General features: G+C 67.0%; 25 protein-coding genes and 1 riboswitch. Of the genes, 9 read left to right on the top strand and 16 right to left on the bottom strand.

What is annotated here, in order from left to right:
• Positions 1–44 precede the first annotated feature (44 nt).
• The 6 genes from PMI40_RS22520 to PMI40_RS22495 all read right to left on the bottom strand — a co-directional run bounded on the left by PMI40_RS22520 (position 45) and on the right by PMI40_RS22495 (position 6,628).
• Entirely contained in the window at positions 45–428 is a 384-nt protein-coding gene (locus tag PMI40_RS22520) for a DUF2946 family protein (protein ID WP_008120300.1), read from the bottom strand.
• Between the two features lie 166 nt (positions 429–594).
• Entirely contained in the window at positions 595–1,584 is a 990-nt protein-coding gene (locus tag PMI40_RS22515) for an MsnO8 family LLM class oxidoreductase (protein ID WP_008120298.1), read from the bottom strand.
• A complete protein-coding gene (locus PMI40_RS22510; RefSeq protein ID WP_008120293.1) occupies positions 1,581–2,348 on the bottom strand; it encodes an ABC transporter ATP-binding protein in 768 nt (255 codons plus the stop codon). The genes PMI40_RS22515 and PMI40_RS22510 overlap by 4 nt, the downstream gene beginning before the upstream one ends.
• Complete coding sequence (locus PMI40_RS22505) at positions 2,348–3,391, bottom strand: iron ABC transporter permease (RefSeq protein ID WP_008120291.1); 1,044 nt, start codon at positions 3,389–3,391, stop codon at positions 2,348–2,350. Before PMI40_RS22505 ends, PMI40_RS22510 begins: the two co-directional genes overlap by 1 nt.
• Positions 3,388–4,485: an ABC transporter substrate-binding protein gene (locus PMI40_RS22500; RefSeq protein ID WP_008120289.1), complete on the bottom strand. Its 1,098-nt coding sequence runs from the start codon at positions 4,483–4,485 to the stop codon at positions 3,388–3,390. The genes PMI40_RS22505 and PMI40_RS22500 overlap by 4 nt, the downstream gene beginning before the upstream one ends.
• Complete coding sequence (locus PMI40_RS22495) at positions 4,475–6,628, bottom strand: TonB-dependent siderophore receptor (protein ID WP_008120287.1); 2,154 nt, start codon at positions 6,626–6,628, stop codon at positions 4,475–4,477. The genes PMI40_RS22500 and PMI40_RS22495 overlap by 11 nt, the downstream gene beginning before the upstream one ends.
• A gap of 204 nt (positions 6,629–6,832) precedes the next feature.
• Positions 6,833–7,063: riboswitch (cobalamin riboswitch) on the bottom strand.
• Between the two features lie 235 nt (positions 7,064–7,298).
• On the opposite strand from PMI40_RS22495, the gene PMI40_RS22490 reads away from it, so the two are divergent.
• From PMI40_RS22490 to PMI40_RS22470, 5 genes are all read left to right on the top strand, one after another.
• Positions 7,299–9,404 (top strand): TonB-dependent siderophore receptor, encoded by a 2,106-nt coding sequence (locus tag PMI40_RS22490; protein ID WP_008120286.1) that lies wholly within the window; start codon positions 7,299–7,301, stop codon positions 9,402–9,404.
• Between the two features lie 109 nt (positions 9,405–9,513).
• Positions 9,514–10,998 carry an ABC transporter substrate-binding protein gene (locus tag PMI40_RS22485; protein ID WP_008120285.1) on the top strand — a complete coding sequence of 495 codons (1,485 nt, stop codon included), beginning with the start codon at positions 9,514–9,516 and terminating at the stop codon, positions 10,996–10,998.
• Positions 10,989–11,957, top strand: coding sequence for an ABC transporter permease (locus tag PMI40_RS22480; RefSeq protein WP_040502711.1), 969 nt, complete (start codon positions 10,989–10,991; stop codon positions 11,955–11,957). Before PMI40_RS22485 ends, PMI40_RS22480 begins: the two co-directional genes overlap by 10 nt.
• Positions 11,954–12,772 (top strand): ABC transporter permease, encoded by an 819-nt coding sequence (locus tag PMI40_RS22475; protein ID WP_008120281.1) that lies wholly within the window; start codon positions 11,954–11,956, stop codon positions 12,770–12,772. Before PMI40_RS22480 ends, PMI40_RS22475 begins: the two co-directional genes overlap by 4 nt.
• Positions 12,769–14,196: an ABC transporter ATP-binding protein gene (locus tag PMI40_RS22470; RefSeq protein WP_008120279.1), complete on the top strand. Its 1,428-nt coding sequence runs from the start codon at positions 12,769–12,771 to the stop codon at positions 14,194–14,196. Before PMI40_RS22475 ends, PMI40_RS22470 begins: the two co-directional genes overlap by 4 nt.
• Before the next feature lie 3 nt (positions 14,197–14,199).
• Here PMI40_RS22470 and PMI40_RS22465 read toward each other — a convergent pair whose 3' ends face one another.
• Genes PMI40_RS22465 through paoA form a run of 4 tightly spaced genes read right to left on the bottom strand, consistent with a single transcriptional unit; the run spans position 14,200 to position 19,021 of the window.
• A complete protein-coding gene (locus PMI40_RS22465; RefSeq protein WP_008120277.1) occupies positions 14,200–15,207 on the bottom strand; it encodes an XdhC family protein in 1,008 nt (335 codons plus the stop codon).
• An 8-nt stretch (positions 15,208–15,215) separates the two neighbouring features.
• Positions 15,216–17,408 carry an aldehyde oxidoreductase molybdenum-binding subunit PaoC gene (gene paoC, locus PMI40_RS22460; RefSeq protein ID WP_008120275.1) on the bottom strand — a complete coding sequence of 731 codons (2,193 nt, stop codon included), beginning with the start codon at positions 17,406–17,408 and terminating at the stop codon, positions 15,216–15,218.
• A gap of 3 nt (positions 17,409–17,411) precedes the next feature.
• Positions 17,412–18,365 carry a xanthine dehydrogenase family protein subunit M gene (locus tag PMI40_RS22455; RefSeq protein WP_008120272.1) on the bottom strand — a complete coding sequence of 318 codons (954 nt, stop codon included), beginning with the start codon at positions 18,363–18,365 and terminating at the stop codon, positions 17,412–17,414.
• Entirely contained in the window at positions 18,362–19,021 is a 660-nt protein-coding gene (gene paoA, locus PMI40_RS22450) for an aldehyde dehydrogenase iron-sulfur subunit PaoA (RefSeq protein WP_008120270.1), read from the bottom strand. Before paoA ends, PMI40_RS22455 begins: the two co-directional genes overlap by 4 nt.
• A gap of 556 nt (positions 19,022–19,577) precedes the next feature.
• On the opposite strand from paoA, the gene PMI40_RS22445 reads away from it, so the two are divergent.
• Positions 19,578–19,925 carry a hypothetical protein gene (locus tag PMI40_RS22445; protein WP_008120268.1) on the top strand — a complete coding sequence of 116 codons (348 nt, stop codon included), beginning with the start codon at positions 19,578–19,580 and terminating at the stop codon, positions 19,923–19,925.
• 6 nt (positions 19,926–19,931) lie between these two features.
• On the opposite strand, the gene PMI40_RS22440 is transcribed toward PMI40_RS22445, so the two are convergent.
• Positions 19,932–20,474, bottom strand: a complete 543-nt coding sequence (locus PMI40_RS22440) for an EAL domain-containing protein (RefSeq protein WP_157221653.1) — start codon at positions 20,472–20,474, stop codon at positions 19,932–19,934.
• A 36-nt stretch (positions 20,475–20,510) separates the two neighbouring features.
• Between PMI40_RS22440 and PMI40_RS24165 the strand changes: the two genes are divergently transcribed.
• On the top strand, positions 20,511–20,687 hold the full coding sequence (locus PMI40_RS24165; protein WP_157221652.1) for a hypothetical protein: 177 nt from the start codon (positions 20,511–20,513) through the stop codon (positions 20,685–20,687).
• A 5-nt stretch (positions 20,688–20,692) separates the two neighbouring features.
• Here PMI40_RS24165 and PMI40_RS22435 read toward each other — a convergent pair whose 3' ends face one another.
• Positions 20,693–21,271: a TMEM175 family protein gene (locus PMI40_RS22435; RefSeq protein ID WP_008120263.1), complete on the bottom strand. Its 579-nt coding sequence runs from the start codon at positions 21,269–21,271 to the stop codon at positions 20,693–20,695.
• Entirely contained in the window at positions 21,268–21,966 is a 699-nt protein-coding gene (locus tag PMI40_RS22430) for a YoaK family protein (protein WP_008120261.1), read from the bottom strand. The genes PMI40_RS22435 and PMI40_RS22430 overlap by 4 nt, the downstream gene beginning before the upstream one ends.
• A gap of 311 nt (positions 21,967–22,277) precedes the next feature.
• Here PMI40_RS22430 and PMI40_RS22425 point away from each other — a divergent pair, with 311 nt between their 5' ends.
• Positions 22,278–22,919, top strand: a complete 642-nt coding sequence (locus PMI40_RS22425; RefSeq protein WP_008120258.1) for a response regulator transcription factor — start codon at positions 22,278–22,280, stop codon at positions 22,917–22,919.
• Positions 22,920–22,922: 3 nt separating this feature from the next.
• Complete coding sequence (locus PMI40_RS22420) at positions 22,923–23,321, top strand: hypothetical protein (protein WP_008120257.1); 399 nt, start codon at positions 22,923–22,925, stop codon at positions 23,319–23,321.
• A 63-nt stretch (positions 23,322–23,384) separates the two neighbouring features.
• On the opposite strand, the gene PMI40_RS22415 is transcribed toward PMI40_RS22420, so the two are convergent.
• The 3 genes from PMI40_RS22415 to PMI40_RS22405 form a co-directional block, all read right to left on the bottom strand.
• Entirely contained in the window at positions 23,385–23,912 is a 528-nt protein-coding gene (locus PMI40_RS22415) for a Dps family protein (protein ID WP_008120255.1), read from the bottom strand.
• 4 nt (positions 23,913–23,916) lie between these two features.
• The gene (locus PMI40_RS22410) at positions 23,917–24,738 is read right to left on the bottom strand and encodes an alpha/beta fold hydrolase (RefSeq protein WP_008120253.1); all 822 of its coding nucleotides are present in this window, start codon (positions 24,736–24,738) and stop codon (positions 23,917–23,919) included.
• An 81-nt stretch (positions 24,739–24,819) separates the two neighbouring features.
• Complete coding sequence (locus PMI40_RS22405; RefSeq protein ID WP_008120251.1) at positions 24,820–25,233, bottom strand: DoxX family protein; 414 nt, start codon at positions 25,231–25,233, stop codon at positions 24,820–24,822.
• Position 25,234 lies beyond the last annotated feature (1 nt).

Genomic DNA, 25,234 nt, shown 5'->3' with positions numbered 1-25,234 from the left:
GCGGGTGCAGGCGGACCGGCGCGCGTGGCGCGACCGGGTACGGGTCAACGAATGGCGACGTGGGCCGGCGGGCCTCGGGGCCGGTGCGTCCATTCGGGCGTGGCGCTGGGCGGTGCAGGCAGCACGCAAGCCGTGGGCGACGGCTCGCGCAAGCGCTGCGGCAGCGTGATGTCGACCTGCGACAACAGCGCCGTTGCATGGTCGTACTTGCTGCAGAAGGCGCAATGGGCAACGTGCGCGGCCTGGACGTGGTCCTGCCTGCCGTGGTCGCCGACCTGCCTGGCGCCATCGAGCGAACAGATCTCTTGCCACGGGGTGGCCGGGGCCGGTCCCGCCAATGCATGCGCCAAGCCCGAGCTCAACATGCCGACGATGCAGGCGATGATGAGCCAGGCGGTGATGCGCTGGCGATGGGGGTTCGATCTCATGGGCGCCGATTCTAACGCCGACAGCGACCGACGGCACCTGGTATCGATGCAGCCAGGAACCGGGAATATCGCCTACAAGTCTTTACCGATAAGGCATTGCGCCTGGTTCGACGATACCGGGTGGAACACGACTGCGACAATTGGTCGCACCGGACGTCCCGTTTTTCTAACTCGATGCCGCCTTGAGCAGTCGAAACGAGTCGACCCGGTCGGCCAGGTGATATACCCAGTTGGTAACACCGATCTCGTCGGTGCCGACGCGCCCGGCAATGTCGGCGATGCGCCCGGCGACACCGGCGGCGTCACCCACCAGGTTGATCTCGAGCTGGCCGGCGATACGTGCCGCATGCGCCGGGTCGGACATGATCGGGCAGGCCACCTCGGGTGGCTCCAGCGGCAGCCGCTGTCCCCGGTCCAGGCGGATGCGCCATAGCGCGCGCGACGAAAACAGGTAGCGCGCCTGTTCGGCGCTGGCCGCCGCCAATGCAAAGAACATCATCGCCGTGTATGGCCGCTCCAGCCAGGCCGATGGCGTGAAGCCGGCGCGATAGGCGGCGAACACGGCCGCCTCGATGCCACGACTCTGCTCGGCCGAGTAATTGAAACACATGGGCAAGCCGAGCCGGGCGGCGCTATGTGCCCCCGCCACCGACGTCACCAGCATCCACGGCACGGCCCTGGTTGCGGTGCGCGGCAATACCCGGCTGTCACTGCCGCCGTCCAGCCAGTGCATCAATTCGGCGACCTTGGCGTCGAAGCCTGCGCGCTCGCTGCTGCCGTGCGGGTTCAGTAACGAGAAGATCGCCGGTTCGCCACCGGGCGCGCGCGCCAGTCCCAGGTCGATGCGCCCCGGTGCCAGGGCTTCGAGTACCTGGAACTGTTCGGCTACCTTGAACGGCGGGTAGAACGGCAACAGGATGCCGGCCGCGCCGAGGCGTATGCGGCAAGTCAGCGCGGTGAGCGCGCCCAGCATCACCTCCGGCGCGCTGCCGACGATGGCGCCGTTGGCGTGGTGTTCGGAGACCCAGAAGCGGTGATAACCGAAGCCTTCGCATTGCCGCGCCAGGTGCAGCGTGTCGCGCAGCGCCTGGGCGTGGGATTGGCCGGCCAGGCAGAACGATTGGTCGAAGGCGATCAATGGCCGCGACCGGGTCATGTCCGGCCCGCCACTGCCATCACATACGGCAGCTCGCCGTGGCTGCCGACGATGGCCTCGACCCCGTAGACGGCGCGCAGGTTCTCGGTGCTCAGCACCTGCTGCCAGGCGCCGTCGGCGTGGATGCGTCCCTCCGACAGCAGCACCAGGCGGTCGGCCAGGCGCGCGGCCAGCGCCAGGTCATGGATCGCTACCAATACCGCGACGTTGCGTTCACGCGCCGTCTCGCGCACCAACGCCATGGTCTCCAGCTGATGGCGCAGGTCGAGCTCGCTGGTGGGTTCGTCCAGCAGCACCAGGCTGCTTTCCTGCGCGATGGCGCGCGCCAGCATGACGCGCTGGCGCTCGCCACCGCTGAGCCGATCGACCGCGCGCGTGGCCAGGTGCTGCAGTTGCAGGCGCTCGATGATGTCGAACACGACCTGCATGTCACGCCGGCCGCTGCCGGGTCGGCGATGCGGTGCGCGGCCCAGCAGCACCATGTCGACCACCCGCAAGGCCATGCTCGATCCACCCTGCTGCGGCACCCACGATACCCGCCTGGCCAGTTCGCGGCGTCCCATGAGGCGGGCGTCATGTCCGTCCAGGGTGATCCGCCCCCGATAGGGACCGGCGGTCTGGTTGATACAACGCAGCAGCGTGCTCTTGCCGGCGCCGTTGGGTCCCAGCAGGGCGACCACCTCGCCGGCAGCGACCCGCAGGTCGATGCCGGCCAGCACTTCGCGCGCGCCATGGCGGTAGTGCAGGGCATCCAGTTTCAGCATCACAGCTCCGCCCCGTGTCGGCTGCCCAGCAGCAGATGAAGGAACAACGGCACGCCGATATACGCCACCACGATGCCGACCGGCACGATCACCGGCGCCAGCAGCAGGCGGCCGGCCGTGTCGGCGGCCAGCACCAGGATCGCGCCACAGGCGGCCGCCAGCGGCAGCAACCAGCGATGGTCGCCGCCCACCAGCAGGCGCGCGATATGGGGTGCGACCAGGCCGACGAAACCGATCACGCCGGTGAAGCTGACGATGGCAGCGGTGATCATGACGGCAGCCACCGTCACCACGGTGCGTACCCGCCCTACCGGAAAGCCGAGCGAGGCCGCCACCTCGTCACCGCCGGCGGCGAAGGCATTGAGCGCCCAGGCATGGGCCAGCAGTACCGGCGCACACACTACCAGCACCGCGGCGGCGATACCGACTTCATGCCAGGTGATGCCGTTGAGCGAGCCGAAGGTCCATTGCACGATGGCCGACAACTGCTGCTCGCTGGCGACGAACTGCACGCTGGCCGTGAGCGCCGCAAACAGATGGGTCAGGCCGATGCCGCCCAGCACCAGCATGGTTGCCGTGACACCGCGCAGGGCGGCCAGCCCCAGCACCAGCAGCGCGCATATCACGGCGCTGGCAAAGGCGGCGCTAACGATGAGCCAGGCGCCGGACGCGCCCAGGTTGGCGCCGGCCAGGATCGCCAGCGAGGCGCCAAACGCCGCCGCCGGTGAAATACCCATGGTGTAGGGGCTTACCAGGACGTTGCGGGTGACACCCTGCATCGCCGCGCCCGACAGCGCCAGGCCGGCGCCGGCTACCAGCGCCATCACCGTGCGCGGCAGGCGTAGCTCCAGCAGTACCGCGCGCGCACCCGCATCGTCGGCGGCCACCCCCAACAGCTGCAGCACCTGCAGCGGGCCGAAGTCGCGCACACCGAGGCTGAGCGAGGCCACGGCCAGCAGCACCAGCAAGCCCACGGTGCCGCCGCACAGCCACAGGCGACGGCGTTGCTGCTGGCGCAGGCGCGCATGCAAGCCGCCGCTCATCGACGCCACTGCGCCAGCGACGCCCAATAGCCTGCGTGGGCCGGTACCTGCTGGAACTGCTCCAGCCACAACGCCATGACCTGCTCGGGATCGACGTCGGCAAAACGTTCGGGATAGAGCCACTTGGCGATCTGCAATGCACCGATGATCTTGGAACAGGCACCGGCCAGGTAGTAACTGAGGTGATAAACCTGGCCGCTGGTGACGGCCGGCAGGTTGGCGAAGCCGGGCCTGGAGGCAATGCCCTGCAGCACCTGTTGCGAGAACGCCCGCGGATGCGGCTGGTATTGGGCCGGTTGCAGCTTGATGATCACCTGCGGCTGGCGGGCGACGACTTCCTCCGGATCGACCGCGAAGCCCTGCACGCTACCGCGCGCCAACTGCGATCCGATCTGCACATCGCCAAATACGTTATGCCCGCCGCCCAGTTCGACCATGTCGTGCCAGCCCGAGCCCTTGAGCAGGGTCTTGTAGTTGCCGACTTCCTCGATATAGACGCGTTGGCGGGTGACTCCGGCCAGGCGCTGCTCCAGCAGGTCGCGGTAGCCGCGATAGAACGCATTGAGGCGCGCCGCGCGCGGCTGCCGGCCGAACAGTTCACCCAGCAATGCGACGTTGCGCTCGTGACGCAAGACATCCCACGCGGTCAGCACCACCACCGTGATGTGAAACCGTGCCAGCACCTGGGCCGCCTTCTGCCAATCGCTGTTGCGCGGCATGAACACCACCTCCGGGCGCATTGCCACGATCGCCTCGAAGTTGGGGTTGGACTGGCCCTGCCCGGCCAGCATCGCCGGCGTCACCGTGGGCCAGTAGCCACCGCTGCGGGCGGCGTCGATGTCGACCCCGACCACCGCCTCCATGGCGCCGATGGCGCGCACGAATTCGGTGGTGTAGCGATTGAACACCACCACTCGCTTGAGCGGCACCGCCAGGCGCAATTCGCGCCCGACGTCGTCGGTGATGTGCAGTTGCCCACCCTGGCGTTGCAGGATCGCCAGGTCGGCGCCCAGCGCCGGCCAGCATAGCGTGGCCAGCAGCAACGCCGCCAGCCATGGCCGCCAGGCGCGCGCAGGCCTGCGCTCAGAAGCCATAGTTCATGGCCAGGGTGTAGCTGCGCGGCGCGCCCAGCACCCATTGGGTGGCGGTGCCCGCATAGGTCGATGCGGCGTAGACCTTGTCGGCCAGGTTGTCGATGCGCAGGTCGAACTTCAGACGCTCGTTGACGCGCCAGGCCAGGCCGGCGTCCAGCACGGTATAGGCGGGCAGGCGCGAGACGTTGGTGTTGTCCGAATAGCGGTCGCTGACATAGTGGGCGCCGCTGCGCAGTTCCCATTGCGGCAGGAAGTTCCATGCCACGAACAGGTTGCCGGTGCGCTTGGGCACGAACTGCGGGCGGTAGCCGCGCAGCGAGGCGGGGCGGCCGTTGACGCTGGCCACGAAGTCGTCGAACTGCGCCTGCAGCGCCGACGCATTGGCCTCGATGCGCCAGTTGCGCCAGGCACGCACGGTGATCGATGCTTCCAGGCCGCGCGAGGATTGCTGGCCGACCGTATCCGACACCTGGGTGTTGTTGATGTTGGGGGTCAGCAGGTCGCTCTTGATGATGCGGTAGGCCGCCAGGGTCCAGTCCAGCTTGCCGTCCCATAGCGACTGCTTGACGCCGGCCTCGACCTGCTTGCCGCGCGAGACGGCATATTGCATCTGCGAGGCGCTGATGCTGGCCAGCGACGTGGCCGGATCGGACGCGACCGCATATTGCGCATAGAGCGCCGTGTCGCGGACCGGATTGAACACCACGCCGCCGTTCCATGACACCGCATCGGTGTTGCCCGACGATGTGCTGCGGGTGATGTTGTCGTCGCGCCTGGTCCGGTAGTGGTCGCCACGCAGGCCGCCGGTCACCGACCAGCGGTCGTCGAGCTGGTATCGGTCCTGCAGGAACAGGCCGGCCTGGTCGAGCGTGACCCGGTACAGGTAACGCATGGCGGCGCTGGTGCCCTGGGCAAAGCTGCCCGGAGCCGAGCCCGACGCGCTCACCGTGGTCGAACCGGGGAAGTTGCCGGCGCTATTGGTGTTGTCGTTGCGGTCGTACAGCGAGCGGTTGGCATCGAAGCCCATGACCAGTTGGTTCTTGCGCCCCCACAACCGGTGGTCGATCGTGACGTAGCCGTGGTCGCCGTACTGGGTCTGGTAGCCGATGATGTCGCGATAGTTGGAGCGCAACACGTTGCCGGTAGCCGGGTTGTAGGTGAAGGTATAGGTTTCCCTGTAGCGCCGTTCGTGCTTGATCAGGTACACATCGTTATTGAATACGACCTCGGGCGTGGCCTGGTAGCGCGCGCGCAGGTAGGTCCGGTTCTCGGTGAAGCGTACCTGGGCGTCGTCGACGTTGAAGTTGCGATAGCGCAGCGACCGGATCACGCTGCCGCCGATGATCGGCGTTCCTTCGTAGCTGCCGGGATCGATGTCGCCGTAGTCGTTCGACAGCGTCAGGGTCAGGTCCCTGCTGGCCTTCCAGGCCAGCGCCGCCGACAGCGCCAGGCTGTCGCTGCGACCGCGTTCCATCCAGCCGTCCGAGCCGACATGGCTGGCGCTGATGCGATAGGCCCACTGGTCGTTGAGCGGGCCGGTGCTGTCGATGGCCTGGCGCCAGGTACCGAACGAGCCAGCCGACAATTGCACTTCGTTGGATGAGTGGTCGAAATCGGGTTTACGGGGGATCACGTTGACCGCACCACCGATGAAGCCGGTGCCGTACAGCACCGATGCCGGGCCGTTGAGCAATTCGACCCGCTCGACGTTCCAGGGATCGAATGGAAACGTCACCACGCCGCCGGCGTTGTAGAGCTGCAGGCCATCGTAGAGCTGCGAGATCGAGTTGGGCCCGTAGAACCCGCGTGCCGACAGCGAATTGTTGCCGTTGCCCGAGAACGGCACCGAGCTCACGCCGGGCGCGCGCGTTTGCGCATCGAGCAGGCTCTGGTAGCCGCGCTCGCGAATCGTGTCGCCAGCGATCGCCGTGACGCTGGCCGGGGTTTCCAGCGGTGTCAGTTGCAACCGGCCGGCGGCGGTGCCGGCGCGTTTGAGCTCGCTCTCGGCCGGGCTCGAGACCACGATCTCGGGCAAGGCACTGTCGCTGGCCTGGGCCTGTCCGCCCAGGGCCGAGAAGGCGGCCGCCAGCGCAACGGCCAGCCGGCGGCGGCAAGGGAATGGGTTGCTGTCGAATGCGTTCATCACTGCTTCCTGTCGATGGCCGCCAGGCGGCCGATTCTGGTCAAGCGGCTCCCCGCGCCGCGATCAAGGCAAGCAGGGACCCGGTCCGATGACAGCCGTGGCGAAGCCGCGCGCAGCACGCAGCAAGGCTGCGCCATGCGGCACGCGTCTGAGATTTCAGGAAAACAATCGATATCGCCAGGCAGTCACGACACACCCCGGTCGCCTGCATCCATCCGTCCTGGCCGGTATCCGGGCTAACAGGACCGATCGCCACGCCTTCCCATGCCAATACGCACAGTGGACCTCGGAGGCGACCTGCCGCAATGAATGCGGCGCCTGTTTTACCGTTGCGGGGGCAGCACACGTTGTGTCGTCGACCGGCGGCCGACGCGTGTTTCCCGTTTAACTGCAGCCGAGAACCCGGCCGCGAGCACCAAAACAGGCGAATCATACTCGCGGCAAAAGGTTTTGGATAGTTGAGCGGGACCAGCGGCAAATTGTCGCAAGCATGAACTGAAAACCCTGAAACAGCGTTCGGGCATGTATCATCACACTAATTTTTTGCAAATGCAACACAGTTGCAATAAAATGCGCAGCGTTTCAAGCCACTGGCTTGAACCAGCGTATGCACCACGATATCAACCGGGCGTTGCCGCACGGCAGACGCTGCACAGGGGAAGACCAAGTCATGAACAATCCGTCCATCCGCATGGCGGCAGTGAGCCTGCTCGCGTGCGCGCCGTTGAGCGCTGCATTGGCCGCGGACAATGAAGCCGGCGGCCTGGCGCCTATCGTGGTCACCGACGAGGTCGAGCGCGGCGCCTATCGTGTTCGCAGCAACGGCAGCGCCACCCGCACCGACACCCCATTGCAGGAGTTGCCGCAGGCGGTGCAGGTGATCGGTCGCCAGCAGCTCGACGACCTGGCCGCCACCCGCCTCGACGATGTATTGCAAAGCGTCAGCGGCGTGGCGCGCCAGAACAACTTCGGCGGGCTGTGGGACAACTATTCGATCCGCGGCTTTTCGGGCAACGAAAACGGCGGCATGAACATCCTGTGGAACGGCTTCGCGTCCAACCGCGGCTATGCGCCGCCGCGCGATACGTCCAATGTCGAGAGCGTCGATTTCCTGAAGGGCCCGGCGGCCGCGTTGTACGGCAATAGCGAGCCGGGCGGCACCATCAACGTGGTGACCCGGAAACCGCAGTTCAAGGCGGCCAGTTCGGTGGAACTGACCGCGGGCACCAATGCGTTCTATCGCACCACGCTCGATTCCACCGGCGCGCTGGGACAACACCTTGCCTATCGCCTCGACGCCGCCCTCGAGACGCGCGGCAGCGTGCGCGACAACGTGCGCAGCAAGCGCGAATTCGTCGCCCCCGCACTGACGTGGGTACTGGGCGACCATACCATCGTCAACTACGAAGCCGAGTTCCTGCGCCAGCGCGCGCCGCTCGACCGTGGCGTGGTGGCCATCAACGGCAACCCGGCCGCGTTACCGGCCTCGCGCTTTCTGGGCGAACCCGATGACGGCGACATCAAGATGGAAAACCAGAACCACCTGCTGACGCTGGAACACCGTCTCGACCAACACTGGCAGCTGCGCGCTGGCGTGTTCCACAAGCAGGGCTCGCTGGACGGCTATTCGACCGAGGCCTCGCTGCTGCAGCCGGACAATGCCACGCTGCGCCGCCAGCGCCGCTACCGTGACTACACCTGGCATGACACGTCGCTACAGGCCGAACTGGGCGGCAAGTTCGACACCGGCGACATCGGCCATGAAGTGCTGGCCGGCGTCGAGGCCGACTGGCTCACGCTGGACCAGCGCATGCTGCGTATCAATCCGACTGCCGCCGCGCCGTATGCGATCGACATCGACAATCCGGTCTATGGCCAGTTGCAGCCAAGCCCGACGCCCAATACCAATACCGCCGAGCGCCAGAGCAGCGTCGGCCTGTACCTGCAAGACCAGGTCAGGCTGGCGCAGCGCTGGCGGCTGCTGGCAGGCGTGCGGGTAGACAGCTTCCGGTCGACCCTCGACAATATCCAGTCGGCCAGGATCACCCGCCAGCACAAGGGCGCGGTCTCGCCGCGCCTGGGCGTGACCTACCTGGTCAGCGACGCCTTGTCGGTCTATGCCAGCGCCAGCAAGTCGTTTCGCCCCAACAGCGGTAGCGATATCGGCGGCAACGCGTTCGCGCCCGAGACCGCGCGTGCCGGTGAAGTGGGCCTCAAATGGCAAAGCGCCGATGGCCGCAGCGGCGCCACGCTGGCCGCCTTCGACATCACCAAGCAGAACGTGCTGACGGCCGATCCGGTCAATGCCGGTTTCTCGGTGGGCGCCGGCGAGGTCAAGAGCCATGGCGTCGAATTCGACTTCGGCGGCAAGTTCGGGCATCACTGGCGGGTCTCGGGCAACCTGGCCTGGACCGACGCCCATGTCGCCCGCGACAACACGCTCAAGGTCGGTTCGCGCCTGGTCAACGTGCCGCGCACCTCGGGCAGCCTGCTGGCCATCTACGAAGATGCCGACGCCCGCGGCGGTGTCTGGGGCATCGGCGGCGGCCCCAGCTATGTGGGCGCGCGCAGCGGCGACCAGGCCGACAGTGTCGAATTGCCGTCCTACGTCACCGCCCGCGCGCTCGGCTACTGGCAGATCACGCCCAGGGTCAAGCTGTCGCTGGACATCAACAACCTGTTCGACAAGCGCTACGCCGCCAGCTCCTACAGCAACCTGTGGATCATGCCGGGCGACCAGCGTAGCGCGGCGCTGAGCGTGCGCATGAAGTTCTGAGGCCGCCTTGACGATCATCAACAGACGCCGCGCACTGCTGCAGGCCGCAGGCGCATTGGCAACCGCACCGGCCTGGGCGCATGACGAACACCGATCACATCCGTACACCATGGGCGCTGTCACCGGCGATGTGCTGACGGTGGTGGGTCCGTGGGAAACGACCGGCCTCGACCCGTCGCGCGCCGGCTACATGTTTTCACGCATGGAGGTGGTCGAGACCCTGCTCGACGTCGACGACCAAGCCCGCCTGCAGCCGTCGCTGGCGCGCCGCTGGGACGTCAGCGCCGATGGCCTGCAATGGCGCTTTGCGTTGCCTGCCGGGCGTCGCTTCCACGATGGCAGCGAGGTCACGCCCGCCAGCGTGCTGGCCTGCCTGCGACGGGCACTGGCGCGTCCCGGGGTATTGCAGCTGGCGCAGATCACGGCCATGCGGGTCGATGGCGCGCAGTTGCTGGTGCAACTGGCACGCCCGTTCGCGCCGTTGCCTTACCTGTTTACCCATTCCAGCACCCAGGTGCTGGCGCCGACGGCATTCGATACGCACGGCGAGGTGCGCAGCATCATCGGCAGCGGCCGTTTTGCCATCAGCAAGTTGTCGCTGCCGCAGCAGTTCGACGTGACGCGCTTTGCCGCCCACCCGGACAACGTTGGCGCAAACCCGGCGCGCGGTATCCACAGAGCCCGCTACATCAGCGTCTCGCGCGCGGAAACCCGCACGCTGATGGTCCAGAGCGGCCAGGCCGACCTGGCCTTTTCGCTCGACCCGCCCAGCATCCGCGCACTGCAGCACGACGCGCGGGCACAGCTGATCGACACCATGCTGCCGCGGACCACCTTCATCAAGCTCAACGCCGGCCACCGCTGGCTGGGCGATGTGCGGGTACGCCAGGCGATGTCGCTGTGCATCCAACGACAGGACATCGCACGCGCCCTGCTGCGCGACCCCGAGCTGGGCGCCACCCAGCTGTTTCCACCTTCGATGCGGCGATGGCACAGTGCGGCGCTGCCGTCTTTGCGCACCGACCTGGCGGCATCGCGCGCACTGCTCGACGCGGCCGGCTGGCGACCTGGCGCCGACGGCATCCGTCGCAACGCCGCCGGCGAGCGCTTCGAACTGACGCTGGCGACCTTCGTCGATCGTCCCGAATTGCCGCTGGTCGCCGCCGCCGTGCAGGAACAGATGCGCCAGGTCGGCATCGCCGTGCGCGTGCTCATCGGCAACTCCAGCGATATCCCGGCCGGCCATCGCAGCGGCACATTGCAGCTGGCACTGGCGGCGCGCAACTTCGGCAACCTGCCCGATCCGGTGGCCACCCTGCTGCAGGATTTCGGCCCGGCCGGCGGCGACTGGGGCGCCATGGGCTGGGACGACCGGGAGGTCGGCGCCACCCTGGCCGGCCTGGCCGATGGCCGCCTCGACGGCCCTGCGGCCAAGGCGGCGCGCTCGCGCGTGGCGACCGTGTTGCAACAGCAGCTGCCGGTCATTCCGGTGGTGTGGTATCGCCAGACCTGCGCGCTGAGTCGCCGCATCGAGGGCGCGTCACTGGATGCCTTCGAGCGCAGTTATCGACTTTCACGATTGCAATGGACATGATGCGACTTTATTGCCTGGGTGCGAGCTGGCTGCCGGCGCTGATGCGACGGCTGCTGCAGGCGCTGCTGGTGGCGCTGCTGGTCGGCACGCTGTGCTTCTTCATGACCCGCATGCTGCCCGGCGACATGGCCTATCGCATCGCCGCCGCCCGCTACGGCTACGACATGGTCGACGCCGCGGCGGCCGAGGCGGTGCGTCACGAACTGGGGCTGGACCGGCCGCTGCTGGCAGCCTTGTGCGACTGGTGGGTACGCCTGCTGCAGTTCGACCTGGGCCGGTCGCAGGTCACGGCACAGCCGGTGATGACGGAGATCGTGCAACAGCTCGGCCCTACCCTGCGCCTGTCGCTGCTGGCACTGGCGCTGTCGCTGCTGATCGGCCCCACGCTGGGCGTATTGGCCGGACTGCGCCCGGGCGGCTGGATCGACCGCATCACGCTGGCCGTGTCGGTCGTGTTGCGCTCGCTGCCCTCGTTCCTGCTAGGCCTGATCCTGGTATTGCTGTTTTCGGTACGGTTGGGCGCGCTGCCGGCGGCTGGCCACGACGACCATGCCAGCATCGTGTTGCCGGCGCTGACGTTGGCGCTGGGATTGGCGGCAGTGTCGTGCCGGGTGGCACGCGAGGCCATGGTCGCGGTGCGCAACTGCGCCTATTTCGACTTCGCGCTCGGCAAGGGGCTTGACCTGTGGCAGGCGATGGCGCGCCACGGTGTGCGCAATGTGGCCGTGCCGGTGGTCGCCTACCTGGGCGTGCAGCTGGTCACCCTGGTCGAGGGGGTGGTGCTGGTCGAGACCATCTTCGCCTGGCCCGGCATCGGCCATGCGCTGGTGCATGCCATCTTCGGCCGCGACGTGCCGATGATCCAGGGTGCGGCGCTGGTGCTGGGCCTGCTGTTCGTTGTCCTCAATGCGCTGGTCGACCTGGCTTGCACCCTGCTCGATCCGCGCCACCGCCCATGACCTCACTGCCCTTTCCTCCTGCGCCTTGGCGCCTGGCCGCCAACCAATGGGTCGGCGTGGCGCTCTTGCTGTCGATCGTCGTCTTTGCGCTGGCCGCGCCGTGGCTGGGAGACGGCGATCCGTCCCGGCAGCAATTGCAACGCTTCCTGGAAGCGCCCAGCCTGCTGCATCCGCTGGGCCTGGACCAGTTGGGACGCGACATGCTGGTCCGGCTGGCGCATGGCACCCGCCTGTCGCTGTCGCTGGCCGTGCTCAGCGTGGCCAGCGCCGCCGTTGCCGGTTCGCTGCTGGGACTGCTGGCGGCCTGGATCGGCGGCTGCTTCGAGCGGCTACTGGCCGCTGTGGCCGACGCCGTGCTGGCGCTACCGGGACTATTGCTGGTGTTGCTGCTGGCGGCATTCGCGCCGGGCGGGTTCTGGCCACTGTATGCCGGTATCTCGCTGGCGTTGTGGGTAGAGTATTTCCGGGTGGTACGCGCGGCCGCGCGCATCCTGCTGAGCAGCCCGCAGATCGAGGCTGCGCGCATGCTGGGCTTTGGCACGGCCTACATCGTGCGCCACCAGGTGCTGCCCGAGCTTTACCCGCCGTTGTTGACGCTGATGCGTTTCGGCCTGGCCGCTGCCGTGCTGGCGATGTCGGCGCTGGGCTTTGTCGGGGTCGGCCTGCAACCGCCCACGCCGGAGCTGGGGGTGATGATGATCGAACTGCTGCCCTACTACCACGAGGCGCCCTGGCTGATCGTCGCGCCGGTGGCGGTGCTGTTCGTGATGCTGCTGGGATTGCTGCTGCTGTCGCCGCAGCGGGAGCCGGCATGAACGCCCTGCGACTCGATGAGCTGTCGGTATGGCATGGCCAGTCCGCACTGGTGCGCAATGTCTCGCTGCAGATCGCGCAAGGCGGGGTCTTGACGCTGCTGGGCGAGAGCGGCTCGGGCAAGTCGCTGCTGGCGCAGGCGATCATGGGCAAGCTGCCGCGCGGCTTGCGCTGCGAAGGCCGCATCACCATTGCGGGCGACACCACCGAAGCCGCGCACCAGCAGCGCCGCCATGCAGCCTGGGGCCGCCAGGTCGCACTGCTGCCGCAAGAGCCCTGGCTGGCACTGGACCCGACCATGAAGGCCTGGCGCCAGGTGGCCGAGACCTATGAACTGGTCAGCCAGCCGGCAGCCGGCCGCCAGGACGACACGCTGCGCCAGGCGCGCGAACGCGCCCGCACGCTCGCCATGCGGGCCTTGCACGAGCTGGGCCTGGCCGACGCCGCCGACAAGTATCCGTTCATGATCTCGGGCGGCATGGCGCAGCGACTGGCTTTCCTGGCTACCCACGCCACCGGTGCGCCCTTGATGATCATCGACGAGCCGACCAAGGGCCTGGACCGCGCGCGCCGCGCCGACCTGCTGGCGCTGCTGCAGGCGGCCCGGCGCGACGGCATGAGCCTGCTGTGCATCACCCACGATGTGTGGCTGGCACGCGCGCTGGGCGGGCAAGTGGCGGTCATGCTCGACGGCTGCATGATAGAAAGCGGGCCCGCCGCCGAAGTGCTGGCAGCGCCGCAACGGCAGTACACGCGGCGCCTGCTGGCGGCCGATCCCGAGCGATGGCCGGCCACGCCACCGCCGGTGACGGCCGACACGACACCGGTGGTAGAGATCAGCAAGCTGTCCAAGTCATTTGGCGCGCGGCAGCTTTTTGCCGGCATCGACGCCCGCATCGGGCGCGGTGAAGTGGTCGCCATCAGCGGCCCCAGCGGTGTCGGCAAGACCACCTTCGGCAACCTGGTGCTGGGCCTGCTGGAACCCGATGGCGGAACTGTCACCCGCGCCCCCGGACTGGCGCCGACGGCGTTCCAGAAGCTGTACCAGGACCCGGTCGCGGCCTTTGCGCCACGCCTGGCCCTGGGTCGATCCTTGCGCGACCTGGTGCGCCTGCATGGCCTGGACTGGCGCGAGCTGGAGCAACTGCTGGCTCGCATGCGCATCGGCCCGAGCTTGCTGGATCGCCGCCCCGGCGAAGTCTCGGGCGGCGAACTGCAGCGTATCGCACTGGCCCGCGCCCTGCTGCTCAAGCCGGCCCTGCTGTTGGCCGACGAGCCTACCTCGCGGCTGGACCCGGTCAGCCAGCAGGAGGTGATGCAATTGATGCTGGCGCAATGCCGCCAGCATCAAAGCGCCGTGTTGCTGGTGACGCACGACCCGCACCTGGCGGCCAGGGTGAGCAACCGCAGCATCGCGCTGCGCTAGCGTTCAAGCCGACACGGCATCGCTGGCGCGCTTGCCCTGCTCGACCGATAGCGCCAACGGCACGCCATTCTTGGCCGCCAGGATCTCGGCCATGACGCTGACCGCGATCTCGGGCGGCGTCTTGCTGCCGATGTACAGGCCGATGGGCCCATGCAATCGCGCCAGGTCCTCTGGGCTGGCGCCGAAATGGGTCATCATGCGTTCGCGGCGGGCGGCGCTGTTGCGACGCGATCCGATGGCGCCGATATAGAAGGCCGGGCTGTGCAGCGCCTCCAGCAGCGCCAGGTCGTCCAGCTTGGGGTCGTGGCTGAGCGCCACGATGCAGGTGCGGCGGTCGGGACCGAAGGCGATCACGGCGTCGTCCGGCATATCGGTGACCACATGCACGCCCGCCAGCGACCAAGCCTGGCGATATTCGCCACGTGGATCGCAGACGGTGACGTCGAAGCCGTTGAACAAGGCCATCGTAGCCAGGTACTCGGCCAGCGCGCCGGCGCCGATCAACAACATGCGCCAGCCCGGGCCCAGCGTCATACACAATTGCTTGCCGTCGAACGACAGCGCCGCCGGCGCGGTGCTGCGCGCCAAGGCCACCGCCCCGGTGGCGCAATCGGTGCGCCGTTCGACCAGCGCGCCGCTGTCGAGCATGGCCAACAGCTCGACCAGGCGCGCGCCGTCCGGATCGAACTCCAGCAACAACTCGAGCGTGCCGCCACATGGCAGGCCGAAACGATGGGCCTCGTCGGCCGAGACGCCATAACGTACCAATCGCGGCGCCGCGCCAGCATGACCGCCCAGCATCTGGCGTGCATAGTGATGCAGCAGGTCGTCCTCGATGCAACCGCCGGAGACCGAACCGACGATGCGGCCGTCGTCGCGCAAGGCCAGCATCGAACCCGGCGGACGCGGCGACGAACCCCAGGTGCGCACCACCGTCGCCAGCAATGCGTGGCGGTCCTCGCTGCGCCAGGCCGACAGTGCGCGCAATACGCTCAGATCGATGCTTTCCATGATGGTCCCTATACCGGTGGCAGCTTGTCGAGCAATTTGTCGAGGGTCAGCGGATAATCGCGCACGCGCACGCCGGTGGCGTGATAGACCGCGTTGGCGATGGCCGCGCTGACGCCGCACAGGCCCAGTTCGCCCACACCCTTGGCCTTCATCGGCGAAGAGACCGGATCGGTCTCGTCGAGGAAGATCACTTCCTGGTGCGGGATGTCGGCATGGACCGGCACTTCATATCCGGCCAGGTCGTGATTGACGAAGAACCCCAGTTTCTTGTCCACCGCCAGTTCTTCCATCAAGGCCGCGCCCACGCCCATGGTCATGGCGCCGATCACCTGGCTGCGCGCCGACTTGGGGTTGAGGATGCGGCCGGCGGCGCACACCGCCAGCATGCGCCGCACGCGGATCTCCCCGGTGGCGGCGTCCACCGCCACCTCGACGAAGTGCGCGCCGAAGGTCGATTGCTGGTAACGCTTGCCGAGGTCGCCGAACTCGATGCTGTCTTCCACCACCAGTTCACCGGCACTGGCTGCCTGGCCCAAGGGAATGCTCTTGCCCTGCGCGCGTACGGTGCCATCGACGAATTCGGCACTGGCGGCATCGACGCCGAGTCGCTGCGCCACCGCTTCGCGCAACTTCATCGCGGCGGCGTACACCCCGGCGGTGGAACTGTTGGCGCCCCACTGCCCGCCCGAACCGGCCGATACCGGAAAGCTGGAGTCGCCCAGGCGCACCGTGACGCGGTCCAGCGGCAGGCCCAGCATCTCGGCCGCGGTCTGGGCGATGATGGTATAGCTGCCGGTGCCGATGTCGGTCATGTCGGTCTCGACCGTGACCACGCCGGCCGGCGACAGGCGCAAGCGGGCGCCGGACTTCATGGTCAGGTTGTTGCGAAAGGCGGCTGCCACGCCGGTGCCGATCAGCCACTGTCCCTCGCGGGTGCTGCCCGGCTTGGCATTGCGGCGCTGCCAGCCGAAGCGTTCGGCGCCGGTACGCAGGCATTCGATCAGCCGACGCTGCGAGAACGGACGATCCGGGTTCTCGGGATCGACCCGAGTATCGTTGCGGATGCGGAACAGGATCGGATCGATATCGAGCTTCTCGGCCATCTCGTCGATCGCGATTTCCAGCGCCATCAGTCCGGGGGCCTCGCCCGGTGCGCGCATGGCATTGCCTTCGGGCAGGTCCAGCACGGCCAGCCGGGTACCGGTCAGGCGGTGCGGCGCGGCGTACAGCAGGCGGGTCTGCTGGATGGCGTCTTCCGGACCACCGCCGGGCAGGTCGCCGGACCAGCTTTCGTGGCCGATGGCGGTGATCTTGCCGTCACGCCCGGCGCCGATGCGGATACGCTGGATGGTGGCCGGACGATGGGTGGCGTTATTGAACATGAACGGTCGCGGCAGCGCCACCTTGACCGCACGCCCGGCCGCGCGCGCGGCCAGCGCCGCCAGCAAGGCCTCGGCGCGCAGGAACAGCTTGCCGCCGAAGCCGCCGCCCACATAGGGCGAGATCAAGCGCACCTTTTCCTTGGGCAGGCCGAGCGTCTTGGCCAGGTCGGTGCGGCCCCAGTCGATCATCTGGTTGGAGGTCCACAGGGTCAGCCGGTCACCTTCCCAGACAGCGATGGACGCATGCGGCTCCATCATGGCGTGCGACTGGTCGGGGGTGCTGTAGGTGGCATCGAGCCTGACCGCCGCTGCCGCGAAGCCCTTCTCGAAGTCGCCCACCCGCTTGTCGTCCTTGGCGCCGGTGACGGCATTGTCGTGCCTGGCCTGGGCCAGGTCGTAGGCACCGGCCTGGGCCGCATACCGTACCTGCACCAGCTGTGCCGCGGCCCGGGCCTGCTCGAAGCTGTCGGCGACCACGATGGCGATGGCCTGGTGGTAATGCTGGATCTCGGGGCCACCGAACAGCGCCGCCGTATTGCGGCCAGCCTTGCCCAGCTTGCCCACGTCGGCGGCCGTGATCACCTTCAATACGCCCGGCGCACGACGGGCGGCCGAGGTATCGAGCGATTCGATGCGGCCATGGGCAATGGCCGAACCGACCACGTAGCCATAGGCTGCGTCGGGGGCCGCCGCGTGCTGCTCGTAGGCATACGGCGCGGCGCCGGTGGTCTTGAGGCGACCATCGACCCGATCCACGGCGTGGCCGATGATCTTCTTCTGGTCGATGGGGTTGGTGGTGGCGGGGGTATCGAAGCGCATGACTCAACCTTTCCTGGATTCGGCCAGTACGGCAGCCAAGGTGCGCTTGGCCAGCGTGATCTTGAAGGCATTCTCGGCCGTCGGCGTGGCATCGGCCAGCAGCCGCTGGCCCACGGCGGCGGCGCCCTGCGGCAGGATGGCGTCGGCCGCCTCGAGGCGCCAGGGCTTGTGTGCCACACCGCCCAGCGCCACGCGGCCGGAGCCATCGGGCTGCAGCACGGCCGCCACCGATACCAGGGCGAACGCATACGAACTGCGATCGCGCACCTTGCGGTAGACCTGCGTGCCGCCCAGCGGGCGGGGCAACACCACGGCCGTGATCAACTCGCCCGGCGTCAACGCGTTCTCGATATGCGGGGTATTGCCTGGCAGGTGATGGAAGTCGGCGATCGGGATCACCCGCATGCTGCCATCGGGGCGCACCGTCTCGACCCCGGCGTCGAGCAGGCGCATGGCTACCGCCATGTCGCTGGGGTGGGTGGCGATGCAGGCGGCGCTGGTGCCGACCACCGCATGCTGGCGACTGAAGCCGGCGCGCGCCGCGCAGCCACTGCCGGGCTTGCGCTTGTTGCACGCCTGGTTGGTGTCGTAGAAGTAGGGGCAGCGGGTGCGCTGCAGCAAGTTGCCGGCGGTGGTGGCCTTGTTGCGCAACTGGGCCGAGGCGCCCGCCAGCAGCGCCCGCGACAGCACCGCGTAGTCACGCCGCACGCGCATATCGGCCGCCAGGTCGGTATTGCGCACCAGTGCACCGATGCGCAGGCCGCCCTCGGGCGTGGCCTCGATCCGGTCCAGCGCCAGGCCATTGACGTCGACCAGGTGCAGCGGTGTCTCGACTTCGAGCTTCATCAGGTCCAGCAGGTTGGTGCCGCCGGCGATGAAGCGCGCGCCCGGGGTGCGTGCCACGGCCGCGGCAGCTTGCGCGGGCGACTGCGCGCGCTCGTAGGTGAAGGCCCTCATGGCTTGCTCCCGGCGACTTCGTTGATGGCATCGAGGATGTTGGAGTAGGCCCCGCAGCGGCAGATGTTGCCGCTCATGCGTTCGCGGATCTCGGCGTCGCTCAGCAGGGGCGCGACGGTCAGGTCGCCACTGACGTGACTTGGGATGCCCTGCTTGATCTCCTGCAGCACCGATACGGCCGAGCAGATCTGGCCCGGGGTGCAATAGCCGCACTGGAAACCGTCGTGCTTGATGAACGCCGCCTGCATCGGATGCAATTGCTCGGCTTGTCCCAGGCCCTCGATGGTGGTGACTTCGTCGCCTTCGTGCATCACCGCCAGCGACAGGCAGGAATTGATACGCCGGCCGTTGACGATGACGGTACAGGCGCCGCACTGGCCGTGGTCACAGCCTTTCTTGGTACCGTTCTGGTGCAGGTGCTCGCGCAGCGCGTCGAGCAAGGTGGTTCGGGTGTCGAGTTGCAGCGTCTGGGGCCGGCCGTTCACCTTCAGCGTGACGCCGGTGGTGACCGGTGGCGGCGTCTGCGGTGCTGCCGATGAGGTGCCGGTGTCGGCCCGGTTCTGGGCGGCGACCGGGGCGTGGGCGGCGGTGGCCGAGAGAGCGCTGACGATCAGCATGTCGCGGCGGGAAATCCGCACATTGGAGAGCTCATCCATGTTTCGCATCCTGGGGCTGGTTGGGTTCGGCAGCCACCGGATTGCTCCGGCGGCAACGTTTTAACTGGCTGAGTACGGCCACCGTGACTGGCGTGGCGGGCGAAATTCGGACCTTCGGTGCGGCATGCGGCGCACGCTGACAGACAATGCCTGACCGCGCCGCATTGAAAACTGCATGCCACAAGGGCATGGAGTGGCGCAGGCCCCGGCGCGTTCCCCGCTTCTTGCATGGTGCTTGACACGGGGATGTAACCGGGGCCGGACGGGGTAACTATACCGCCGGCGTGAGTCGTTGATTAGTCGGTTGATACCGCATGCTGTTATTAGCTGGGGTAATCAATCGGCGGCTGCACCGCAATGACGCGCTTTGTGCGCGTTCGACTCTTCGCGCAGGGGCCGCGGCAGCTGTCACCCCACCGACAATCTCAAACGGATTCGATACCAGCCGGGCCGCCCGGGTCTTAGTATTCGGCCTGGCCAATCTGCGCGCCCCGCCAGGGCGGCGCCGGCCGAGTCGATCCCCCACCCCACGGGCTTGGTTTTGCAGGAGTATCCGATGCGCATCCACTTTCTCTTCGTGCTGCACTGGCTGGTCCCCGAGATGCGGGGCTTGAAGGCAGCTGCCGCACGCGACCTGATCGAGGCCGCAAGGCAGCGCTCGCAGCCAATGATCAGGCGGTACGCGGGCTGGTGTTTCGGCATCGCGATGATGATCCCGCCGGTGGTCCTGGTCTCGGCCTTTGCCTGGTCGAACCTGCTGGCATCCGACTATCGCATCCTGCTCTCGGGCCTGCTGGCGCTGCTGTGCTCGCTGCTGACTTCGCTGCTGATGACCTGGTTCTACGGCCTGATGCTCAGGCCCGCCATCCGGCGCTTGCTCGCGGCGCCCGGCGACACCCGATGAGTCGCCTCACGCCACCTGCTGCAATTGCACGCACTGGCGCCTGACAAACCCCAGCACATTGTCCGCCGGCAACGGACGGCTGTAGTAATAGCCCTGGATCTCGTCGCAATCCAGGCGACGCAACCATTCGCGCTGGTCGACGGTTTCCACCCCTTCGGCGATGACATCGATGCCCAGGGTGTGGCCCAGGCCGATGATGGCCTGCACGATGGCGGCGTCCTGCGAGTCCGGCTTCAACTGGCGCACGAAGGATTGGTCGATCTTGAGCTTGTCGATCGCAAAGCGCTTCAGGTAGGCCAGGCTCGAATAGCCGGTGCCGAAATCGTCGATCGACAGCTTCAGGCCCAGCGCGCGCAAGTGGCGCAGCTGGGCAATGGCGGCCTCGGTACGCTCCATCACGGCGCCTTCGGTAATTTCCAGTGGGATTTTGCGCGCCAGAGGATTGCCAAGGGAGGCATCTGAGCCGGTCCCGACACGGCAAACTGCGACGTCGAGACAGGCTGTCCTATACCTTGGTATAGATGCGCGGCGGGCACGGCGCGAGCACAATCGCTTTCAATCATGACACCGCGAGGGAAACAAGAAATGGGAACCTGGCTGATCAACAATGCCGCCGACGGCTTCGGTATCGCGCTCACCGCCGAACTGCTCGAACGCGGCCACGCCGTGGCCGGCATCGTGCGCGATCGAGGCCATGGGTGGCGAAATCGAAGCGCTGGTCAACAAGGACGATGGCCATGCTGGCAGGAAGCAGTCGGCTGACGCAGTCAGGCTGCCGTACCGCTACGGTCGAAGCGGTGGTCGGGCAGCAGCCACAGCAGCGCCAGCGCCACGTAGATGGCCGAAGACCACAGCGGCAGCCAGGGCGCCAGCAGGATGGCCAGTGCATAGAGCAGGATCGAGCAGGCGTTCTTGCGGCCGTTACCCAGCACCGCCGCCAGCGCCGGATGCGCCGCCTCGGTGGCACGCAGGGCGCGCTTGAGTACCAGGAACGAGATCGAGCACATCATCAACACCACGCCGTAGCTGGCCACCGGTGCGGTGTGGCGATGATGGCCGGCGATCCAGTCGGTGACGAACGGAATCAGCGATACCCAGAACAGCAGATGCAGGTTGGCCCACAGCACGCGGCGGTCGACCTGGTTGGCCAGTTGCAGGAGGTGATGATGGTTGACCCAGTAAATACCGACATAGACGAAGCTGAGCACGTAGCTCAGCAGCCGTGGCAGCAGCGGCAGCAGTTCTGCCGCGCTGGCGCTGTGGGGTGTCTGCAGTCCCAGCACCATGATGGTCAGGGCGATCGACATGACGCCGTCGCTGAAGGCCTCCAGCCGTGACTTGTTCACGATGCGACCACGCCATCCCGGGCGCGCGCCGACTCACCCGCCACCATCACCGCCAGGATCGCGATCGGCAGCAACAGTGCCACGAACCCGAATGCGTGGTAGCCGAACGCAGCGGCGATGGCGCCCGCGCCGAACGACAGCACCGGCCACAGGAACTTCATGCAGCGCTCGGTGGTGGCGCCATCGGCGCCGCCGCGCAGCACGTCGACCGTGTCGATCACTACCTGGGTGACGTTGCCGGTCATCAGCGAGGTTGGCGCCAGATGCGACAGCAGCAGGCGACTGATGGCGCTATGCACGCCCATGGCTACGGTGCCCAGCAGGCCGGCGCCGATGCCCCATCCGGATGTGGGCGACTGCACCGGGCTGGCGATGATGCCGCATGCCATGAAACCGACCAGCAGCACCAGTTGCAGCGACATGGTCCAGGGCAAGGCGGCGCCATTGCGCTTCTGGATGGCAACGATGAACAGGCGCGCGCCAGCCACGCCGATGACGAACGCGGGAAAGGCCAGGAATTTCAACAGGATGGACATCTGCGAACTGTCGGCCAGGGCTGCCCCGATCAGGATGAAGTTACCGGTGACGTGGGCGGTAAACAGGCCGAACAGGGCGATGAAGCCCAGCGTGTCGACGTAGCCGGCGAGAAAGGCCAGGCTGGCGGCCTGGTTGCGGTTGTGTTGTGCGGCTGTCATCAAGCTCTCCTGGGGATCGTGGAGCGCGCAAGCAGGGGCCTGGCGCAGGAATGGCGCCAACATAGCACCGCGCCGGGCAGCGCGAAATTATCCATGGGGATAGTCGGGGCCTTTTCATTGCCTGCCAGGCAATCCTTGCAAACGGAAGACGAGCGCGTTTTGTACAAAAAACGGCATGTTCATACAATCCAAACGCGGCGCGAATGCAGATCATGTGACCGACCGCCGAGCATGGCAAGGAGCGCTTGCGCCTCGTGGCGCCGAGGCCATGCGTGGTGCCGTTTCACGAACGCATGACGGAGCCCGCTGACATGGAAAACATAGTATTTGTCGTCGACGATGACGACATGGTTCGCCAATCGGTGCTGCGCCTGCTGGCGTCGGCGGGCCATACCGCGCAGGGTTTCGCCTCGGCCGCCGAGTTCCTGGCGCATCCTTTGCCTGCGGTGCCGTGCTGCCTGATCCTCGACATGCAGATGCCTGGCTCCGACGGATTGGAAGTGGTCAGGCAGCTGGAACGACGGGGTGCGGCCATTCCGGTGATCTTCATCTCGGGCTACGGCACCATTGCCATCACGGTGCAGGCCATGCGCGCCGGCGCCCATGAGTTCCTGACCAAGCCGATCCACGCCGAGACCTTGCTGGCATCGGTCACCCAAGGCATGCTGATCGCCGGTCGGCAGCTCGGGCAACGTACCGAGAAAACTGCCAGTACACTACGCCTTGATACCCTGACCCCGCGTGAACGCGAAGTACTGGAGCTGGCCATCAGCGGCCTGCTCAACAAGCAGATCGCGACCCAGATGGGCATCAGCGAGATCACCGTCAAGGTCCACAAGCGACGCGTGATGGACAAGATGCAGACCCGAACCCTGGCCGACCTGGTGCGTACCGCGGAGCGATTGCAGATCGCCGGCGTGCGCCGCCAGGATCGCCAGAGCCACGAAAGATAAGAGATGAACGACAACGACAATCGCAGCGCGCTGCGTCAGCTGGCCTCGGAAATGCGCAAGTCGCACAAGCTGTTGCTGGAGTGCCAGTCGACCCTGTCGGGCGCCGCCGGCACCGCCTTCGACCGCCTGCAGATGGTCACCAACCATCCCGACTTCGCCTGGCTGCGCATGCTGTCCGAGTTCATGGTCGAGGTCGACCAGCGACTGGATGAGGAGGCGCCGCTGCAAGCGGCGCAATTGGGGGCGATGCGCCAGGTACTGGAGCGCCTGATCGGCCCGGCCGAGCCCAGCTCCGCGCAGTTTCGCGAAAAATACCTGGCCGCATTGCACAGCTCGCCCGAGCTGACCATCCAGCACGGGGCATTGCGCCTGGCACTGGGTCGCCTGCCGGCCCAGGGCTGAACCCGACCGGTGCCGGAAAAGCCGATACCCCGGGGTCGCCGGGGTATCGGCTTGCGGCAGTCATCAGCCGCCGGTACGACCCGACTCGAACAGGAACCACGCGCGCTGCTCGGCCTCGTCGATCCAGTTTTCCAGCAGGCTGGCGGTAGCCACGTCGCCATGCTCGCCGCACAACGCATGGGTCGCCAGCATGAATCCCACCAGCCGCAGGTTGTCCTCGCGCAGCTCGGCCAGCATATCGGACGGCGTCACGAAGTCGCTGTCGTTATCGGCCAACCGTTGCAGGCGGCCGATGTGGCCGCTCGAGCGCAGGGTGGCGCCGCCGATCTTGCGCACCCGCTCGGCCACCGCATCGGTGATGGCGATGATCTGCTGCGACTGGTCGTCCAGCAGCAGGTGGTAGTCGCGAAAGTGCGGACCCGACATGTGCCAGTGGAAGTTCTTGGTCTTGAGGTACAAGGCGAAGACATCCGCCAGCAGCGCATTGAGGCCGCCGCTGATGTCGCCGCTGGCCTCGGCGCCCAGCAGGCTGGGCGTGTTGAGCGCCGCCATGCGGCGCTGTTGCAGATCCTGCCGTTTGGTGGCATCCATTCGCTTATCCCTTGATGAAGGCCAGCAGGTCTTCGTTGAGCAGCTCCTTGTGGGTGAAGCACAATGCGTGCGGCGCACCGCCATAGACCTTCAGGCGGGCATCGGGGGCCAGTTGCGCCGATAGCTTGCCGGTGGTCTCGAACGGCACCACCTGGTCGTCGTCGCCGTGGATCACCAGTGTCGGCAGGTCGAACTTCTTGAGGTCGTCGCGGAAGTCGGTGCCGGAAAACGCGATGACGCAGTCGAGCGTGCCCTTGAGCGAGGCCAGCATGGCGATATTGAAGGTCTGCGCCAGGATCCCTGGGGTGACCTTGTGGCCGGGGCGGTTGGTGCCGAAGAAGACGGTAGCGAAGCCGTTCAGGAATTCTGCGCGATCGTTGCGCAAACCCGCCAGGATGCCATCGAACACCGACTTGTCGACGCCCTGCGGATAATCCGCGACCTTGCCGAAGATCGGGGTCACCGCGCCGATCAGCACCGCCTTGGAAAGGCGCTTGGTGCCATGGCGACCGATGTAGCGCGCCACGTCTCCGCCGCCCATCGAGAAGCCGGCAAGCACCACGTCGTTCAGGTCGAGCGTGTCGAGCAGCAGGGCCAGGTCGTCGGCGAAGGTGTCGTAGTCGTAGCCGCTCCATGGCTGGCTGGAACGCCCGAAGCCGCGGCGATCATAGGCAATCACCCGGTAGCCGTGCTCGGCCAGGAAGTTCATCTGGTATTCCCACATGTCGCCGTCCAGCGGCCAGCCGTGGCTGAACACGACCGGTTGGCCGCTGCCCCAGTCCTTGTAATAGATTTCGGTACCGTCGCGGGTGGTGATGGTGCTCATGCTTGCTCCTTGGTGGTGACAGATGGTGGGGAAGGGAAATTACCGCTGGCCGGCGCCGCCGATGGCGCCAGCCGGGCGATGTCAGTCATGCTCGCGAGCAATGCCCAGGCGCCAGTTGCCCGGACCGCACAGCGCGATCGAGGTGAAGATGACCAGCAGGAGCCAGCCGAACTGGCCCTCGGCGATGCTCCAGTCGGGATGTACCGCCAGCATGGCGATGGCCAGCACGCCGATGATGGGCAGGCAGGCCAGGCGCGTGAAGACGCCGGCGGCGATCAACAGCGGGCACAGCGCCTCGGCGAAGATGGCGCTCCACAACGACAGCGCGGGCCCGAAACCGAACGGGTCCTCGATGACGGTCAGTTCATGGCCGTAGTGCAGGAGCTTGGGCAGGCCATGCACGTAGAACAGCATGAAGCCGCCGGCGATGCGCAAGAACAGCAGTCCGAGATCGAGCGGCGGCGTCGGCAGGCGTTTGGGGGGCAGGCGGCGCATG

This window comes from Herbaspirillum sp. YR522, assembly GCF_000282575.1.
Classification (GTDB): Bacteria; Pseudomonadota; Gammaproteobacteria; order Burkholderiales; family Burkholderiaceae_D; genus Herbaspirillum.
The sequence above is the reverse complement of the archived record's forward strand: the minus strand, read 5'-3'. Positions and strand labels throughout refer to the sequence as shown.

Bases quoted from the DNA above. Each gene is read 5' to 3' on its own strand.
- PMI40_RS22520 (WP_008120300.1), bottom strand. From the start codon at position 428: ATGAGATCGAACCCCCATCGCCAGCGCATCACCGCCTGGCTCATCATC.
- PMI40_RS22475 (WP_008120281.1), top strand. From the start codon at position 11,954: ATGACCTCACTGCCCTTTCCTCCTGCGCCTTGGCGCCTGGCCGCCAAC.
- PMI40_RS22485 (WP_008120285.1), top strand. From the start codon at position 9,514: ATGGGCGCTGTCACCGGCGATGTGCTGACGGTGGTGGGTCCGTGGGAA.
- PMI40_RS22425 (WP_008120258.1), top strand. From the start codon at position 22,278: ATGGAAAACATAGTATTTGTCGTCGACGATGACGACATGGTTCGCCAA.
- PMI40_RS22405 (WP_008120251.1), bottom strand. From the start codon at position 25,233: ATGCGCCGCCTGCCCCCCAAACGCCTGCCGACGCCGCCGCTCGATCTC.
- paoC (WP_008120275.1), bottom strand. From the start codon at position 17,408: ATGCGCTTCGATACCCCCGCCACCACCAACCCCATCGACCAGAAGAAG.
- PMI40_RS22445 (WP_008120268.1), top strand. From the start codon at position 19,578: ATGCGCATCCACTTTCTCTTCGTGCTGCACTGGCTGGTCCCCGAGATG.
- PMI40_RS22465 (WP_008120277.1), bottom strand. From the start codon at position 15,207: ATGGAAAGCATCGATCTGAGCGTATTGCGCGCACTGTCGGCCTGGCGC.
- PMI40_RS22480 (WP_040502711.1), top strand. From the start codon at position 10,989: ATGGACATGATGCGACTTTATTGCCTGGGTGCGAGCTGGCTGCCGGCG.
- PMI40_RS22420 (WP_008120257.1), top strand. From the start codon at position 22,923: ATGAACGACAACGACAATCGCAGCGCGCTGCGTCAGCTGGCCTCGGAA.
- PMI40_RS22410 (WP_008120253.1), bottom strand. From the start codon at position 24,738: ATGAGCACCATCACCACCCGCGACGGTACCGAAATCTATTACAAGGAC.
- PMI40_RS22470 (WP_008120279.1), top strand. From the start codon at position 12,769: ATGAACGCCCTGCGACTCGATGAGCTGTCGGTATGGCATGGCCAGTCC.
- PMI40_RS22505 (WP_008120291.1), bottom strand. From the start codon at position 3,391: ATGAGCGGCGGCTTGCATGCGCGCCTGCGCCAGCAGCAACGCCGTCGC.
- PMI40_RS22455 (WP_008120272.1), bottom strand. From the start codon at position 18,365: ATGAGGGCCTTCACCTACGAGCGCGCGCAGTCGCCCGCGCAAGCTGCC.
- PMI40_RS22415 (WP_008120255.1), bottom strand. From the start codon at position 23,912: ATGGATGCCACCAAACGGCAGGATCTGCAACAGCGCCGCATGGCGGCG.
- PMI40_RS22515 (WP_008120298.1), bottom strand. From the start codon at position 1,584: ATGACCCGGTCGCGGCCATTGATCGCCTTCGACCAATCGTTCTGCCTG.
- PMI40_RS22500 (WP_008120289.1), bottom strand. From the start codon at position 4,485: ATGGCTTCTGAGCGCAGGCCTGCGCGCGCCTGGCGGCCATGGCTGGCG.
- paoA (WP_008120270.1), bottom strand. From the start codon at position 19,021: ATGGATGAGCTCTCCAATGTGCGGATTTCCCGCCGCGACATGCTGATC.
- PMI40_RS22430 (WP_008120261.1), bottom strand. From the start codon at position 21,966: ATGACAGCCGCACAACACAACCGCAACCAGGCCGCCAGCCTGGCCTTT.
- PMI40_RS24165 (WP_157221652.1), top strand. From the start codon at position 20,511: ATGGGAACCTGGCTGATCAACAATGCCGCCGACGGCTTCGGTATCGCG.
- PMI40_RS22490 (WP_008120286.1), top strand. From the start codon at position 7,299: ATGAACAATCCGTCCATCCGCATGGCGGCAGTGAGCCTGCTCGCGTGC.
- PMI40_RS22495 (WP_008120287.1), bottom strand. From the start codon at position 6,628: ATGAACGCATTCGACAGCAACCCATTCCCTTGCCGCCGCCGGCTGGCC.
- PMI40_RS22510 (WP_008120293.1), bottom strand. From the start codon at position 2,348: ATGCTGAAACTGGATGCCCTGCACTACCGCCATGGCGCGCGCGAAGTG.